The sequence below is a fragment of the Mesorhizobium sp. M7A.F.Ca.US.011.01.1.1 genome (assembly GCF_003998295.1).
Taxonomy (GTDB): Bacteria; Pseudomonadota; Alphaproteobacteria; order Rhizobiales; family Rhizobiaceae; genus Mesorhizobium.
Window position 1 is genome coordinate 21,143 of the sequence record NZ_RZRT01000029.1, and the last position, 15,539, is coordinate 36,681.

Annotated in this window: 12 protein-coding genes and 1 other RNA gene; 2 read left to right on the top strand and 11 right to left on the bottom strand. The window is 63.5% G+C overall.

All coding sequences use genetic code 11. From position 1 onward, the window contains the following. Window positions 1-11: 11 nt before the first annotated feature. From EOA13_RS23030 to mraZ, 6 genes are read right to left on the bottom strand one after another with little or no spacing between them, the layout of a single operon-like run. Window positions 12-1,445: a UDP-N-acetylmuramoylalanyl-D-glutamyl-2,6-diaminopimelate--D-alanyl-D-alanine ligase gene (locus tag EOA13_RS23030; RefSeq protein ID WP_127296013.1), complete on the bottom strand. Its 1,434-nt coding sequence runs from the start codon at window positions 1,443-1,445 to the stop codon at window positions 12-14. Continuing rightward, window positions 1,442-2,896: a UDP-N-acetylmuramoyl-L-alanyl-D-glutamate--2,6-diaminopimelate ligase gene (locus EOA13_RS23035; RefSeq protein WP_127296014.1), complete on the bottom strand. Its 1,455-nt coding sequence runs from the start codon at window positions 2,894-2,896 to the stop codon at window positions 1,442-1,444. The genes EOA13_RS23030 and EOA13_RS23035 overlap by 4 nt, the downstream gene beginning before the upstream one ends. Window positions 2,897-2,950: 54 nt before the next feature. Beyond that, a complete protein-coding gene (locus EOA13_RS23040; RefSeq protein ID WP_127296015.1) occupies window positions 2,951-4,660 on the bottom strand; it encodes a penicillin-binding protein 2 in 1,710 nt (569 codons plus the stop codon). Continuing rightward, on the bottom strand, window positions 4,657-5,052 hold the full coding sequence (locus EOA13_RS23045) for a hypothetical protein (RefSeq protein ID WP_127296016.1): 396 nt from the start codon (window positions 5,050-5,052) through the stop codon (window positions 4,657-4,659). The genes EOA13_RS23040 and EOA13_RS23045 overlap by 4 nt, the downstream gene beginning before the upstream one ends. A 3-nt stretch (window positions 5,053-5,055) precedes the next feature. Next, window positions 5,056-6,090, bottom strand: a complete 1,035-nt coding sequence (gene rsmH / locus EOA13_RS23050) for a 16S rRNA (cytosine(1402)-N(4))-methyltransferase RsmH (protein ID WP_127296017.1) — start codon at window positions 6,088-6,090, stop codon at window positions 5,056-5,058. Further along, complete coding sequence (gene mraZ / locus EOA13_RS23055) at window positions 6,087-6,545, bottom strand: division/cell wall cluster transcriptional repressor MraZ (RefSeq protein ID WP_013530948.1); 459 nt, start codon at window positions 6,543-6,545, stop codon at window positions 6,087-6,089. Before mraZ ends, rsmH begins: the two co-directional genes overlap by 4 nt. Before the next feature lie 410 nt (window positions 6,546-6,955). On the opposite strand from mraZ, the gene EOA13_RS23060 reads away from it, so the two are divergent. After that, window positions 6,956-8,071, top strand: coding sequence for a cystathionine gamma-lyase (locus EOA13_RS23060; RefSeq protein WP_127296018.1), 1,116 nt, complete (start codon window positions 6,956-6,958; stop codon window positions 8,069-8,071). 217 nt (window positions 8,072-8,288) lie between these two features. Here the strand turns inward: EOA13_RS23060 and rnpB are convergent. The 5 genes from rnpB to EOA13_RS23090 all read right to left on the bottom strand — a co-directional run bounded on the left by rnpB (window position 8,289) and on the right by EOA13_RS23090 (window position 11,581). Continuing rightward, window positions 8,289-8,698: RNase P RNA component class A (rnpB, locus tag EOA13_RS23070), an RNA gene on the bottom strand. Window positions 8,699-8,748: 50 nt separating this feature from the next. Then, window positions 8,749-9,474, bottom strand: coding sequence for a lytic transglycosylase domain-containing protein (locus EOA13_RS23075; RefSeq protein ID WP_127296019.1), 726 nt, complete (start codon window positions 9,472-9,474; stop codon window positions 8,749-8,751). Window positions 9,475-9,684: 210 nt separating this feature from the next. Beyond that, window positions 9,685-10,440, bottom strand: a complete 756-nt coding sequence (locus EOA13_RS23080) for an N-acetylmuramoyl-L-alanine amidase (protein ID WP_127296020.1) — start codon at window positions 10,438-10,440, stop codon at window positions 9,685-9,687. After that, window positions 10,437-11,156 (bottom strand): DnaJ family molecular chaperone, encoded by a 720-nt coding sequence (locus EOA13_RS23085; RefSeq protein WP_023813154.1) that lies wholly within the window; start codon window positions 11,154-11,156, stop codon window positions 10,437-10,439. Before EOA13_RS23085 ends, EOA13_RS23080 begins: the two co-directional genes overlap by 4 nt. Window positions 11,157-11,320: 164 nt before the next feature. Beyond that, the gene (locus EOA13_RS23090) at window positions 11,321-11,581 is read right to left on the bottom strand and encodes a hypothetical protein (RefSeq protein ID WP_081734943.1); all 261 of its coding nucleotides are present in this window, start codon (window positions 11,579-11,581) and stop codon (window positions 11,321-11,323) included. A gap of 195 nt (window positions 11,582-11,776) precedes the next feature. Here EOA13_RS23090 and EOA13_RS23095 point away from each other — a divergent pair, with 195 nt between their 5' ends. Then, the gene (locus tag EOA13_RS23095) at window positions 11,777-15,520 is read left to right on the top strand and encodes a hydantoinase B/oxoprolinase family protein (protein WP_127296021.1); all 3,744 of its coding nucleotides are present in this window, start codon (window positions 11,777-11,779) and stop codon (window positions 15,518-15,520) included. Window positions 15,521-15,539: the final 19 nt, after the last annotated feature.

Sequence of the window (15,539 nt, forward strand, 5' to 3'; positions counted from 1 at the left end):
CGTCCCCCGACCTAGGTCTGTTTTCTGGCTGTCGATTCAGCCGGGAATTTGCCCAGCAGCGCATCGACCAGTTTTGCAAAACCGATGCCCTTCGACGATTTGATCATCACCACGTCACCCGGCTTAAGCGCGGCAAGCAGCACCGGCTTCAGCTCCTCGACACCAGCGCGGTATTCCGTCTTGATCTCAGCCGGCAGCGCTTCGGCCAGCGCCCGCATTTCCGGGCCGCCGAGGAAGACGGTCTGTGTCCCGGTGCCGACGATGAGTTCGGCAAGGACTGCATGCAGCTTGGGCGAATGGTCGCCGAGTTCGAGCATGTCGCCGAGCACGGCGATGCGGCGGCCCTCGCCCGTCACAGGCGTCGCGTTGAGCAATGCCATCGCAGCAGCCATCGATGCCGGATTGGCGTTGTAGCTCTCGTCGATCAGCGTGATCGGCCCGCCGGGGAGGCGCAGCACATGGCGCTTGCCGCGCCCGCGTTCGGCCGAAAGATCGGCCAGTGCTGAAGCCACCTTGTCGAGATCGGCGCCGACCAGATGCGCCGCACCCAGCACCGCCAGCACGTTCTGCACCATATGGCGGCCGGGCGCGCCGATCCGCGCCGACACTTCGTGGCCGCCGATCCTGGCGATGATGTCGGAATGATCCGCATGCAGTTCGCATTTGGTGAGCTTGAAGGTAGAGCGCGCATTCTCGCCGAAGCCGTAGATGTGCTCGACACCGGCGGCATGGGCCATCTTGTCGAGCAGCTTGAAGCGCGTATCGTCGCGGTTGAGGACGGCGGCCCCCTCGGGCTCCAGCCCCTCGAAAATCTCGGCCTTGGCCTTGGCGATCTCGTCCAGATTGCGGAAGAAACCTAAGTGGGCGGCCGCGATCATGGTGACGATGGCGACATGCGGCCTCACCATCTTGACCAGCGGACGGATCTCGTCGGGATGGTTCATGCCGATCTCGAACACGGCATAGTCGCAATCATCGGGCATGCGTGCCAAAGTCAGCGGCACGCCCCAGTGATTGTTGAAGGACTGCGCCGAGGCATGCACCTTGCCGGCGGCTTGCAGCACATGGCGCAGCGCTTCCTTGGTGGTGGTCTTGCCGGCCGAACCGGTCACAGCGATGATTTTCGCGCTCGAGCGGGCGCGCGACGCAACTCCAAGCTTTTCCAGCGCGACCAGCACGTCCTCGACGACGATGATCGGCGCCGTCAGCCGGCCGAGCGACGGCAGCTTGCCTTCGGCCACCACCAACACGCCGGCGCCGGCCTTGATGGCGGCGGTTGCGAAGTCATGGCCGTCCATCGCCTCGCCCTTGATGGCGAAGAAGGCGTCGCCCGGCTGCAGGCTGCGGCTGTCGATCGAAATGCCTGAAATGCCGTCCGGCATCGGCCCGAGCGGCCGCCCGTCCATGGCGGCAACCAGCGCCTCGGAGGTCCACAGCAAGCTCATGCGGCACGCTCCACGAGTGCCGCGCGGACTTCCTCGTGATCGGAGAAATGCAAGGTCTCTGAGCCGACCGTCTGGCCCTCCTCATGGCCCTTGCCGGCCACGATCAGCGTGTCGCCGGCATGCAGCATGGCGACCGCCTCGTGGATCGCGTGGCGCCGGTCGCCGATCTCGATGGCACCTGGAGCAGCGGCCAAAATAGCGGCGCGGATCGTTTCCGGCACTTCGGAGCGCGGATTGTCGTCGGTGACGATGACGACATCTGCAAGCCGCGTCGCAATCTCGCCCATGATCGGTCGCTTGCCGCGGTCGCGGTCGCCGCCGCAGCCGAACACGACGATGACGCGGCCGGTGGTGAATGGGCGCACCGAGGCCAGCACGTTTTCCAGCGCGTCGGGCTTGTGGGCATAATCGACATAGACCGGCGCGCCGCTGGCGGTGGTGCCGACGAGGTCGAGCCGGCCCGGCGCGCCCTTCAGTCTCTCCAACGCCATCAAGGCCTTGGCGACAGGTGTTCCCGTGGAGATGGCAAGACCCGCCGAAACCAGCGCGTTCGAAATCTGGAAATCACCGGCCAGCGGCAGGTCGATCTCGTAGAGCACGCCATCGGCCTCGACCTCGGCCCGCTGGCGATGGCGTTCATGCTCGACCCGCTTCAGCCTGAGGAAATCGCCATGGCGGCCGACCGTCAGCACATTGAGCCCGGCGGCCTGTGCGGCCAGGGTCGTCGGCGCCGACCATGGATCGTCGGCGAAGATCACGGCTGGTGCGCCCTTCGGCAGCAGCGTGTCGAACAGACGCAGTTTGGCGCGGTGATAGTCTTCGATGGTCGGATGATAGTCCATATGGTCACGGCCGAGATTGGTGAAGCCGCCGGCGGCCAGCTTCACGCCGTCGAGGCGGCGCTGGTCGAGCCCATGGCTGGAGGCTTCCATCGAGGCGTGGGTGACGCCGGAATCCGCCAATTCCCGCAGCAATTGGTGCAGGGCGACCGGATCGGGTGTCGTCAGCGAGCCATAATCGTTGCGTCCAGGCGCCACCACGCCGGTGGTGCCGATCGAAGCGGCGGCATAACCGGCCTGCTCCCAGATCTGCCTGGTGAAGGCGGCGACCGAGGTCTTGCCGCTGGTGCCGGTCACCGCGACGATGGTCTCAGGCTGCTTGCCGGAATAACGGGCGGCACTCAGCGCCAGCGCCAGGCGGGGATCGTCGACCGCCAATACCGGAACCGACAGCCCGGCAATGGTGCTGCCCTTGCCCGCCACGATCGCGGCCGCACCGCGCGAGGCGGCGTCGGCGGCATAAACGGCACCATCGGCCTTGGTTCCGGCGAGCGCAAAAAAGACAACGCCCGGTTTTACCTGGCGGGAATCCGAAGAAATCCCTGTAACCTCCAGATCGACGGAAGCGATTCCCTCGACGGGCAGGATACCGGCTAGATCTCTGAGCTTCATCGAGTCCCGTTCACCGCAACAAAATAGCGCGCTGTTGCCGGCGCGCCCTAAGAATCACTGATAGGAAACCAGCGTTGCACCATTTTCATGGCTGAAATCTGGCTTCACGCCAAGCATGGCAGCTGAACGCCTGATGATATTGCCGGCCATGACCCCAGCATTTGCGGCCGCGACATCCGTCATACCAGGCTTTTCCGGGTGCGGGGCATCGGCAATGGTAAACACCAGATACTGCGGATCGTCCATCGGGAAGGCGGCGACGAAAGTGTTGAAATTCAAGTCCTTGGAGTAGCGGCCATTGACGACCTTCTCGGCCGTTCCGGTCTTGCCACCAACGCGGTAGCCAGGGACTCTGGCGTTTCGGGCAGAGCCCTTCTCGGCATTGAGCGAATAGAGGTAGCGCATGCCTTCGACGGTCTTTTCGCTCACCACTTTCTTGGCGGTGGCCATCGCTTCCGCCTGCGTCCGCACCAGAAAGGTAGGGTTCATCAGAAAGCCGCCATTCATCAACGCCGCGCAGCCCACAGCCGCTTGCAGCGGCGTCGTCGACACGCCATGGCCGAAGGCGATGGTGAATGAATTGACCTGTTTCCAGACCTTCGGTTCAGTCGGACGGGCAGTCTCCGGCAATTCGGTCTGCATCCTGTCCAGAATGCCAAGGCGGTGCAGGAATTCGCGATGCCCCTCGATGCCGACCATCTCGGCTTCCCTGGCCGACCCGATGTTGGACGAGTAGAGGAACACCTCCGGCAACGACAGCACACGGTTCTTGCCGTGGAAATCGTGAATGGCCTGATGACCGACCCGGATTGGATGCGAAGCATCGAAGCGGCTCGCCATCGTCGCCTTGCCGGAATCGAGCGCCATGGCTGAGGTGAAGCTCTTGAAGGTCGAGCCCATCTCGTAGAGGCCCGCCGACATGCGATTCAGCCGGTCCTTGTCCTGTGCATTGTAGGGATTGTTCGGATCGAAATCCGGCACCGAGGCCATGGCCACCACTTCGCCGGTCTTGACGTTGAGCACAACGGCGCCGGCGCCCATGGCACGATAGCGCTCCAGGCCGGCGGCGATCTCGTCGCGCACCACATGCTGCACGCGCAGATCGATCGAAAGCTTTACCGGCTTGAGATCCTTGGCAATGGCAAGGCCCGATGCCTGCAAGTCGCTCAGCCCCTGCTCGTCGACATATTTCTCCATTCCGGAGATGCCCTGGTTGTCGATGTTGGTGAGGCCGACAATGTAGGACGAGGTCTCGCCGCTCGGATAGAAGCGGCGCTTTTCGGTGCGGAAGCCGAAACCGGGAATGCCGAGTTGCATGATGTCGGACTGTTGCTTGGGCGTCAGCTGCCGCTGCAGCCAGACGAAACCGGCGCCGCTCTTCAGCTTATGATAGGTCTGCTCATAGTCGATGTCCGGAAGCACCGTCGACAGCTTCTCGATCGCCTCGTCGGCGTCGACAATCCGGCGCGGTTCTGCAAACAGCGACGCCGTCTTGATATCCGTGGCCAACACTTCGCCGTTGCGGTCGACGATGTCGGGCCGCGATGCCGTCACCCGGCTCTGCGGACCGCCCGACATATCAGGGGTCTGGAAGCCGAGATAGACCAGCCGCCCTGATATGGTCGAGAAGATGCCGAAGAACACCGCCATCGTCATGACGATGCGCGTCCTGCCCTTGCCGCCGGTCGCCTTGCGGGCGCCCTCGACCACGATCGATCCATCTTCACTCGTCCTGGAGCGACGCTTCAGCAGTTTGCCGATCATTGGGCGATGCCTCCAGTCACGACGGGATCCTTACTGTCCGAAGGCGCTTGGTCGGAATTGTCGGCCATACCACCTTGGCGTCCGTTCAGGATGTCCTGAATGTCCAGGGATTTGGCCGGCAGGTCGCCGATGCCGCCTATCTGGCGGGCGCTGACCGGCTCGAGTTCGAGCTGCGACTTGTAGAGTTCAGCCAGCTTCTGCAGCCGCGACGGCTGGGTAAGCAGGCTCCAGTCGGCCTTGAGCAGGTCGATCGTGTCCTCCTCATAGCGTATCTGCGCATGGATCTTCTGCACCGAAGCCAATTGTTCCTCGGCCTCGCGCTTGGCCTTGTAGGTAAGGGCCGCGACCGCAACCATGACGGCGATCAGGACAATGTCGCTGGTACGAAACACGTGTTACCTCTCCCCCGGCCGGTCGATACCGGGAAGCTTTGGAAGGCCGAAAATCGAAAAATCACTGCTGCGCGCCGAGGCCTCGGTGCGGATCGCCGCGCGCAGCCTAGCCGAACGGGCGCGCGGATTGGCCGCCACCTCGGCGTCGCCGGCCGTCACGCCGCCGCCCGCCTTGCGGAAAGTCGCGGTACGCGCATGCGCCTCGGGCAGGTGACGCGAGCCGGTCGCGACATCGGCCCGGTCGGCGATGAAACGCTTGACGATGCGGTCTTCCAGCGAATGGAAGGTCACCACGGCGAGCCGACCGCCCGGCTTCAGCGCACGTTCGGCCGCAAACAAGGCCTTGGCAAGTTCGCCAAGCTCGTCATTGACGAAGATGCGCAGCGCCTGGAACACGCGCGTCGCCGGATGGATCTTGTCCTTCGGCGCCCGGCCGATATGCGTCTCGATGGCGTCGGCGAGTTCCAGCGTCCGTTCGAACGGACGCTTTTCGCGGCGCGCCTCGATCATGCGGGCGATGCGTCCGGCATGGCGCTCCTCGCCGAGGAAGCCGAAGATACGGGCAAGGTCGCCTGGCTTGAAGGAATTGACGACGTCGGCGGCGCTCAAACCAGCCTGCGCCATGCGCATGTCGAGCGGCCCGTCGGCGCGGAACGAAAACCCGCGCTCCGCCTGGTCGAGCTGCATAGAGGACACGCCAATGTCGAGCACGACGCCGTCGGCGCTCTCGACATGTTCGTCCAGCGTCGAGAACGGCGCCTGCACCAGCCGCAGCCGACCGCCCGACTGCACTTCCAGATCGCGCCCGGCATCGATTGCATCCGGATCGCGGTCGATCGCCACAACCGAGGCGCCCGTCGCCAGAATGGCCCTGGTGTAGCCGCCGGCGCCGAACGTGCCGTCGATGATGAGGTCGCCCTGCGCCGGCGCCAGTGCTTCGAGCACTTCGGCAAGGAGAACCGGAATGTGGCGGGCCGATCCGCCAACGGCGTGCCCACCTACGGCGTGAGGAAGGTCATCGCCGTGGCCTGCCGTCATTCCGGTCGCTCCCCAGGCTTCGTCCCCTGCCGAAGCTGCAAAAGCCGTGCGCGCGCCTGCGCCCCATAGGCGGCAAGCCGTCCCGGCTCCCAGATCTGAAAGAAATTGCCGCGCCCGACAAAGGCCACTTCCGCCGAAATGCCGGTGTGTTCGCGAAGGAAATCGCTCATCGTGATGCGGCCGTCCTGGTCGAGTTTCAAGAAGGTTCCGTCGCCATGGCAAAAGAACGACATATCGTCCGCCGTCTGCAGGAAGGGATCCTCGAGCGCGATGCGCTGCTCGTAGCGGTCGAGCAGATCGAGCCCGCCGACATCCATCGCCGGCAGATCCAGGCAGCGCAGCGCATAGAGTTCCGAATAGCCGCGCTTCTGCACGACCGCACGGAAATGCGCGGGAACGGACACCCGTCCCTTCGCATCGATCCTGCTCACCGTGTTTGACAGAAACCGGTCCATTAAACGCTACAGCCGCTTTCGCCGCCGCACCCCTCTCCATCTTGTCGCCCGCGCCGCCGCGGCGCGTTCCCTGCCCCGTATCAGCCTCGTCCGCACGGGCAAAAACTGGCAAACGCGCAGCCGCCGCGGCTGCCCGATTGGCGTACGCTTTACCCTGACACGGAACGAAGGCTTTGATGTCTGGATGGGATATCATGGGGCACTATGGGCGTCAACGGGAGTAGGCTTCACAAACACGCGCGCCGCGACCAATGAGAGCAGCCTCGCCGACATGTCTCGTCTTTATGGTCTATTAAGCCTAACGAACCGTTTAGAGCCGCCTGGCCCAACCGGACGCGCCTTGCCGCGCGCCGCTGCCGGGCATAGCGTCTCGCCACATATCGCCGGTCGCAAACAAGGTTGGAAATTCGATGTCCGAAACAGCAAAGTCACGCGCTGCAGCGCTTCCTCATCTGCGTCACAGCGGGCTTGCCATGGGCGATTCCATTCCCCTGCCCCTGACCATGGCCGCCATCTTTCATGCGCCCGGCGACGCCACCGGTTTCAACCAGTACGGGCGATTCAGCAACCCGACCTGGGACGCAGTCGAACATATGCTGGCTCATCTGGAGGACGCACCTTGCGTCGCCTTCCCTTCAGGAATGGCGGCAATCTCGGCGGCGTTCTTTGCCGTGCTCAAAACTGGCGACCGTATCCTGCTGCCTTCCGACGGCTATCACACGACGCGGGCTTTGGCCGATCGCTTCCTCAAGCCGCTCGGCATCACCTACGACGTCAGGCCGACCTCGACCTTCCTCGATGGCGGCTTCGATGGCTATCGGCTGGCGTTTGTCGAAACCCCTGCCAATCCGGGGCTGGATATCTGCGATATCGCCGCCGTTGCCGATGCTGTTCACAAAGCCGGCGCGATCCTTGTCGTCGACAACACGACCATGACACCGTTCGGCCAACGGCCGCTCGACCATGGCGCCGATATCGTCGTTGCCGCCGACACCAAGGCGCCCAACGGCCATTCCGATGTGCTGTTCGGCCATGTCGCCAGCCGCAATGCCGATATCATCGCCGCCGTGACCGGCTGGCGCGAGGTTTCCGGCAGCATTCCCGGACCGTTCGAAGCCTGGCTGGTGCATCGCGGCCTGGAGACACTGGATGTGCGCTTCGATCGCATGTGTTCCTCGGCGGAAGTCATCGCGCGGCGGCTGCAGGGCCACCGAGCAATCAGCGGCCTGCGTTATCCCGGACTGGAAGGCGATCCGTCGCACAACCTTGCCCGTGCCCAGATGGAGCGCTTCGGTTTTCTGATCTCTTTCGAGCTCGCCTCGGAGGACAAGGCCGAGGATTTCATCAACAATTGCGCCTTGATGCAGGCCGCGACATCCTTCGGCGGCGTCCACACCTCCGCCGAGCGGCGCTTGAAGCGAGGCGATGCTGTCCCTGCCGGCTTCGTTCGCCTCTCGGTTGGCTGCGAACCGGTGGAAGAGCTCTGGAAGGCGATCGAGACGTCACTGGACAAGATCAGCGGCTGACCGGACCTATCACGGGCCGAGATCGTCGGCTTCGATGTTGCGATGGCCATGCAGCACGCGGATGATTTCGACCGCGTCGCTACCGACACGATACGAGGTGAGATAGTCGCCGACGACGAGCTGATGACGGATGCCGGGCTGAACAGGCTTGAATCAACAGGCGCACCCAAGGGCGCAACCTGCCGATCTCAAAGACTTTTCTTCGATCCTGGAGAGAATTGCCAGCTGGCCTGTAAGCCGGGTTCTGTATGGCCCTCGCCCCTTGCGAGGCGAGAACGTGGCGGCCATTCATCTTGGGCGCATGTTGCCATGTGCCTCACGCAACCTACCCGGACGGTGAGCCGGAAACAGCCCTCGAGGGTTTCCCCCCGCACCGCCCCTATTCGGTCTTGCTCCCGGTGGGGTTTACCGTGCCGCTCCTGTTGCCAGTCGCGCGGTGGGCTCTTACCCCACCCTTTCACCCTTACCCTGAATCCGGCAAGCCGGATCGTGGCGGTTTGCTTTCTGTGGCACTTTCCCTGGGGTCGCCCCCGCCGGCCATTAACCGGCACCGTGTTTCCATGGAGCCCGGACTTTCCTCACCCACGACCTTTCGGCGTTTGCGGGTGCGGCCGCCCAGCCAGCTGGCAGAGCGTATAAAAGGGTTCACGCCCGAAAACGCAAACGAAAAAGCAGACTTATGCGGGCGATCCCAGCGCAGCCATCTGCACCTTCACCTTGCCGCAATAGGCTGCCGACACCGGGTTCATCCGCGTTGCGGCGTGGCCGGCATTGTATTTCAGAATTGTGCCGCAGGTCGTGCCGCCGCCGAGGCTCCGCGCCATGGCAAGGTATTTCATCCCGTATTTGATGTTGGTGTCGGGATCGAACAGACCCTTGGCGGAGCCGCTATAGCCCATCATCCGAGCCGTGGCCGGCTTGATCTGCATCAGGCCGATCTCGCCGGCGCCGCCGACGATGTTGGGCCGATAGTTGCTTTCGATCTGGATAACCGCCGAGGCGAGCGATACCGGAACGCCTTCGATCGCCGCATAGCGGGCAACGATTGCGGAATACTGCCCGCTGCTGGCCACCGCGGCCGCCGAGGCTGCCGCGTTTCGGACACCGATCGACGCCGTTGCCGTCATGTCGACGGTTTTTCGGCCACGCTTAGTCTGCTTTCTGGCGGACTTCTTCGGCTTGGACCAGCTTGCTTTTTCCATTTTCGCGGAAGCCCGCTTCGTCGCCTTGGCGTCCTGGCCTGCCTTGCCGCTTCTGGCCTGTGGGGCCTTGCCGCTTTTCGCGGATGCCACGACAGGCCCTTGATCGGCTCGCGGGCTGAGGGGCGCGGCATCTGCGGCACTGAAGGCAAAAGTCATTACGCCGGCAGCAAGAGCTGCCGTTAAAACGGTAAATTTCTGCATGTGATCCTGTTCTGTCTGAACCGCGCGAAGATGTTCGCGCAGCAACGCCTAACCAACGTCGGAACAACCCGGGGGGCTTGGGGTCCGACATCTACACGTCAGCCGTTTGACGCCCGAATTGGTGTCAAACAAGGCCAGGCAAGTCACTTTGAGTGACAGCTTGTAACTTAAGGATGGGAAAGAATTGCTTGAGAGAGGCCTCCCAGGGGGTCAGCGCCTCACCGAAGCAAGCAGCCTTTGCAGCGTCCGCAGCGTCGAGCCGTCGGCAACGCCGTCCACCTTGCGCGGCCGGAAATGCCGCTGGAAGGCCTCGACCACCGCCTCGGTCTGCCGGTCGAAAACGCTGGATATTTCAACGCCATAACCGTAGAGCGCCAGCATCGACTGCAACGCTTCGACGTCGCCGCCGGTGTCGCCGGTTGTCAGAGTGGCGCCTCGCCTGACGGGTGCGGCCGCCACGAGATGACCGACACCGGCTTCGAACAGCGTCCGCCACGGAAACTTCTCGCCGGGATCGATCTTGCGCCCCGGCGCAATATCGGAATGCGCGAGTACCCGCTCGGCGGCGATCGAATGCCGACCGGCGATCCCACGGCACAGCCCGATCACCGCATCGATCTGCCGCCGGGGAAAACCGGGATAGCCCAGCGAATGCCCCGGATTGACGATCTCGATGCCGACCGAACAGGAATTGATGTCGGCGCGTCCGAACCACGAACTCTTGCCGGCATGCCAGGCGCGGTCGCTTTCCCTGACCATCTGCACGATATGGCCATTCTCGTGGACGAGATAATGCGACGAGACCTCGCTGGCCGGGTCGCAAAGCCAAGCCTCGGCCCCGGCGCCGGTCGCCATACCGGTGTAGTGCAGCACGATCATGTCAGGCCTGGGCGTCTCGCGCCGCGGGCCGAAATTCGGCGATACCCTGACTTCGGCACGTGGCTCGTCGGGCAGAAAGCCGCTCATGCGTGGCGCAGGCCCCGCTCGATCATCTCGTAGGCGGCGTTGATCGCCGCCACCCTGGTGGTCGCGATCTTGATGAATTCCTGAGGCAGGCCGCGCGCGATCAGCCGGTCCGGATGATTGTCGGAAACCAGCTTGCGATAGCGTTTCCTGACCTCTTCGAACGGCTTGCCGCGCTCGATGCCAAGCACGACATAGGGATCCCCGGCGCCGAGATTGACGTGCCGCGCCATGATGGCCTCGTAATGCGCTTCGTCGATGCGGAAAATCTCGGCGATGCGGTGCAGGAAGTGGCCTTCGCGCTCGTGCACCAGCCCGTCGGCCTTGGCGATGTGGAACAGACCGTCGAGTATGTCTTCCAGCATCACGCAATTGGAATGCCCGGAACCGCACATCTGCGCCATCCGCTCGGCATAGGTCTCGAAACCGGCCACGTCGCGCTGGGCGAGATCGAACAGCCGCGCCACATTGCGCGTCTCCTTCGGCGGCACTTCGAATATTTCCTGGAAGGCGCGCACCTCGTCCTGGGTGACGATGCCATCGGCCTTGGCCATCTTGGCCGACAGCGCGATCATCGCCACCGAAAAGGCGACACGCCGGCGCAAATCCGCATCGCCGGCGAAAACCGTGCGCACGGCCTCGACCACGTCGGCGACACCCGACGAGGCTGAGGATGAAACGCGGGTGATGAATTCGCCGAGGCGATCCCAAATGGACATGGCCTGCTTCTTAGAGCCACCGCCCGCTCCTATCAAGCCGGGACAGTGCCGCAGGCTTTGCGCGACAAATCGATCGGACTCGAACGCCACGGCGCTCGGACAATATGAGAAAGGCCGGCGCGAGCCGGCCTTTCTCATTCATCACACGAAGTACTGCTTGCTCACTACTGCGCGGGCGCAGGAGCTGGTGTTGCCGGAGCCGGCTCGGCAGGCTTCTCGGGTGTGATGCTCTTCGTGGTCGAATTATCCGTTGCCGGAGGCGTCGCGGCCGGCGGCGTGGCTTCCGGGGTAGCCGGCTTCATCGGTTCCTCGGCGGCCGGCGGATTGGTGCTCTGGGTGGTGGTATTGTCCGTACCGCTGTCACTGCAGGCGGCGACGCCAAGCAAGGCCAGAGCGGACACGGACGCGAGAATGAGCTTTTTCATTTTGTCTCTCCTTCAACACACGCTCACGTTGCCGTGAGCGGTCGAAGGACAAATGCGTCAGATGACCATGAGTTTCGTAACGTTGCGTTTCCGCATGTAACATCGTCTGGTTCATTTGCGATTGCCGCTCGGGCCATGGCCAACTAACAGCATGTGCCGAACCACCGATCGAACAGAGGAGCGCCAGGGGCTGTCATGACCGAAAAATGGGATTTCTGGATCGACCGCGGCGGCACATTCACCGATATCATCGGCCGAGATCCGGAAGGCGGGCTGCACCCGCGCAAGCTTCTCTCCGAAAACCCCGAAGCCTATAACGATGCCGCCATCCAGGGCATTCGCGACCTTCTCGGCTTGTCGGCCGGCGACACGATCCCGAGCGGCCTGATCGGCGACATCAAGATGGGCACCACGGTCGCCACCAATGCGCTGCTGGAGCGCAAGGGCGACCGCGTGCTTTTGCTCATCACCAAGGGCTTTCGCGATGCGCTGAAGATCGCCTACCAGGCGCGTCCGGACATCTTCGCCAAGGAGATCATCCTTCCCGAACAACTCTACGAGCGCGTCATCGAAATCAACGAGCGCGTGCGCGCCGATGGCTGCGTCGAACAATTGCTCGACATCGCCGCCTGCCGGCCGGCGATCGAACAGGCCAGGGCCGATGGCATCGATGCGGTCGCCATTGTCTTCATGCACGCCTGGAAATACCCCGACCACGAGAAGGCTGTGGCGAAAGTCTGCCGCAAACTTGGTTTCAGCCAGGTCTCGGTCAGCCATGAAGTCTCGCCACTGATCAAGCTGGTCGGCCGCGGCGACACCACCGTGGTCGACGCCTATCTGTCGCCGATCCTGTCGCGCTATGTGCAAAGGGTGGCGGGAGAGCTGGGCGTGGCGCCCGGCCAATCGCCTCGCCTCATGTTCATGATGTCGTCGGGCGGTCTCACCGCCGCCGACATGTTCCAGGGCAAGGACGCGCTGCTGTCAGGACCGGCCGGCGGCGTCGTCGGCATGGTCGAGACAGCCAGGCTCGCCGGCTTCGACAAGGTCATCGGCTTCGACATGGGCGGCACCTCCACCGATGTCGCCCACTATGACGGCGAATACGAACGTGCCTTCGACACCGAGGTCGCCGGCGTGCGCATCCGCGCGCCGATGATGCGCATCCATACCGTCGCCGCCGGCGGCGGCTCGATTCTGCACTATGAGGCCGGCCGTTTTCGCGCCGGACCTGACTCGGCCGGCGCCAATCCCGGCCCGGCAGCCTACCGGCGCGGCGGCCCGCTCGCCGTCACCGACGCCAATGTGATGCTGGGCAAGCTGCAGCCCGATTTCTTCCCGGCGATTTTTGGGCCCGGCCAGGACCAGACGCTCGACGTCGACACAGTGCGCGAAAAATTCTCCGCACTCGCCGCTGAAATCGGCGATGGCCGGTCGCCTGAGACTGTCGCCGAAGGGTTCGTCACCATCGCCGTGGAGAACATGGCCAACGCCATCAAGAAGATCTCCGTGCAGCGCGGCTACGACGTCACCGAATATCTCCTGAACTGTTTTGGCGGCGCCGGCGGCCAGCACGCGTGCCTGGTCGCCGATGCGCTCGGCATGGAAGCGGTGCTGATCCATCCCTTCTCTGGCCTGCTGTCGGCCTATGGCATCGGCCTGTCCTCGGTCTTTGCCTCGCGCCAGCAGGCGCTGCTGAAGCCGCTTGTCGAAGAGTCCAGAACCGAGATCGGCAACCTCATCGCCATCTTGAGAAAAGCCGTCATCGCCGAGCTCGCGGCGCAAGGCATCGGCGAAGATACGGTCGCCACGAAGCCGGTGCTGCACATTCGCTATGACGGCACCGACACGACACTGCCGGTGAATTTCGAGGCGGATTCGATTTTCCAGGCCAGGCGCGATTTTGAAATCGCCCACAAGGCGCAGTTCGGTTTCGTCTATGACGACAAGCCGATGATCGTCGAGACCGTCGGTGTCGAAGGCACCGACACCGGCGGCACCGGGCGCGACGAAACTGAATCGCGAACCGAAGACCTTGCCGTAAGTCCTTCGCAAACCCGCGAAATCTTCACCGAGGGAGAGTGGCGCACTTCACCCATCTTCCGCCGCGAGGCGCTGAAGCCGGGAAACAGGATTGCGGGACCTGCCTTGATTATCGAGCCGAACCAGACAATCGTCATCGAGCCGGGCTGGCAGGCCGAAATCACCGCCAGGAACCATGTGCTGCTGCGCCGTGTCGAGAAAAAGCGCCGGCAGGCAGCGCTCGGCACCGAGGCCGATCCGGTCATGCTGGAGGTCTTCAACAACCTCTTCATGTCGATCGCCGAGCAGATGGGCGTGACGCTGCAGAACACCGCCTATTCCGTCAACATCAAGGAACGGCTGGATTTCTCCTGTGCCGTCTTCGACCGCCATGGCGCGCTGGTCGCCAATGCGCCGCACATGCCGGTGCATCTCGGCTCGATGGACCGCTCGGTCGAAACCATCATCCGGCTGAATTCCGGCGACATCCACCCCGGCGACGTCTTTGCCCTCAACGCGCCCTACAATGGCGGCACGCATCTGCCCGACATCACCGTGGTGACGCCGGTGTTTTCCCTCCCCCTTGAGGGGAGGGTGGCCGCGCAGCGGCCGGGTGGGGTCCTCTCAGAAGACACCACAAGAACGTCGAGCACTGCCTCACCGACCCCCTCCACCGCCTTCGGCGGCACCTCCCCCTCAAGGGGGGAGGAAATACTTTTCTACGTTGCCTCGCGCGGCCATCATGCAGATATCGGCGGCACAGCCCCCGGCTCGATGACGCCGCTCGCCACCACGGTCGACGAGGAAGGCGTGCTGTTCGACAATTTCCGCATCGTCGATCGTGGAAAATTCCGCGAGAAGGAGTTGGAAACGCTGCTCACCGACCACCGCTACCCGGCCCGCAATCCGCACCAGAACATCGCCGACCTCAAAGCGCAGATCGCCGCCAACGAGAAGGGCGTCGCGGAACTGCGCAAGATGGTCGCGCATTTCGGCCTCGATGTCGTCGAAGCGTATATGGGCCATGTCCAGGACAATGCGGCTGAAAGCGTGCGCCGCGTGCTGGAGCGGCTGCCCGACAGTTCCGAGTACGAATACCCGACCGACACCGGCCAGATCATCAAGGTGAAGATCACGGTCAACCGGCAAAAGCGCGAGGCGACCGTTGACTTCACCGGCACCTCGCCGGTCATGAAGAACAATTTCAACGCGCCCGAACCCGTCGCCCGAGCGGCCGTGCTCTATGCTTTCCGCGTCATGGTCGAGGACATGATCCCGATGAATGCCGGCTGTCTGCGGCCCATCAACATCATCATTCCCGATGGCTGCATGCTGAAACCCGCCTACCCCGCCGCCGTCGTCGCCGGCAATGTCGAGACCTCGCAGCACGTCACCAACGCGCTGTTCGGCGCCATGGGCGCCATGGCCAACGCGCAAGGCACGATGAACAACCTGACCTTCGGCAACAAGACGTACCAGTATTACGAGACGATCTGTTCCGGCTCGCCGGCCGGCCAGATGAACTCAGGTCGCGGCTTTGCCGGCACCTCCGGCGTCCACACCCACATGACCAACTCGCGCCTCACCGACCCGGAAGTGCTGGAATTGCGCTTTCCCGTGCTGCTCGAGGATTTCCACATTCGGGAAAACTCCGGCGGCAAGGGCAAATGGAGCGCCGGCGACGGCACAAAACGCACCATCCGCTTCCTCGAAAGGATGGAATGCGCGATCCTGTCCTCGCACCGCAACCGCCCGCCGCAAGGGCTGGACGGCGGCGGCGACGGCGAGGTCGGCTCGACCAAGATCCGCCGCAACGACGGCACGGTCGACGTGCTGAAAGCCTGCGATCAGACCGTGCTGCAGGCCGGCGACGCCGTCATACTGACGACGCCGACGCCGGGCGGATTTGGCAAGCCGTAAGGAGGCATCAACAGGCTGT

Excerpts from the sequence above, each read along its gene's own strand:
- EOA13_RS23030 (WP_127296013.1), bottom strand. The coding sequence starts at position 1,445 with ATGAGCTTGCTGTGGACCTCCGAGGCGCTGGTTGCCGCCATGGACGGG.
- EOA13_RS23085 (WP_023813154.1), bottom strand. The coding sequence starts at position 11,156 with ATGTCCATTTGGGATCGCCTCGGCGAATTCATCACCCGCGTTTCATCC.
- EOA13_RS23040 (WP_127296015.1), bottom strand. The coding sequence starts at position 4,660 with ATGATCGGCAAACTGCTGAAGCGTCGCTCCAGGACGAGTGAAGATGGA.
- EOA13_RS23035 (WP_127296014.1), bottom strand. The coding sequence starts at position 2,896 with ATGAAGCTCAGAGATCTAGCCGGTATCCTGCCCGTCGAGGGAATCGCT.
- EOA13_RS23075 (WP_127296019.1), bottom strand. The coding sequence starts at position 9,474 with ATGCAGAAATTTACCGTTTTAACGGCAGCTCTTGCTGCCGGCGTAATG.
- mraZ (WP_013530948.1), bottom strand. The coding sequence starts at position 6,545 with ATGGACCGGTTTCTGTCAAACACGGTGAGCAGGATCGATGCGAAGGGA.
- EOA13_RS23080 (WP_127296020.1), bottom strand. The coding sequence starts at position 10,440 with ATGAGCGGCTTTCTGCCCGACGAGCCACGTGCCGAAGTCAGGGTATCG.
- EOA13_RS23090 (WP_081734943.1), bottom strand. The coding sequence starts at position 11,581 with ATGAAAAAGCTCATTCTCGCGTCCGTGTCCGCTCTGGCCTTGCTTGGC.
- EOA13_RS23060 (WP_127296018.1), top strand. The coding sequence starts at position 6,956 with ATGTCCGAAACAGCAAAGTCACGCGCTGCAGCGCTTCCTCATCTGCGT.
- EOA13_RS23095 (WP_127296021.1), top strand. The coding sequence starts at position 11,777 with ATGACCGAAAAATGGGATTTCTGGATCGACCGCGGCGGCACATTCACC.
- rsmH (WP_127296017.1), bottom strand. The coding sequence starts at position 6,090 with ATGACGGCAGGCCACGGCGATGACCTTCCTCACGCCGTAGGTGGGCAC.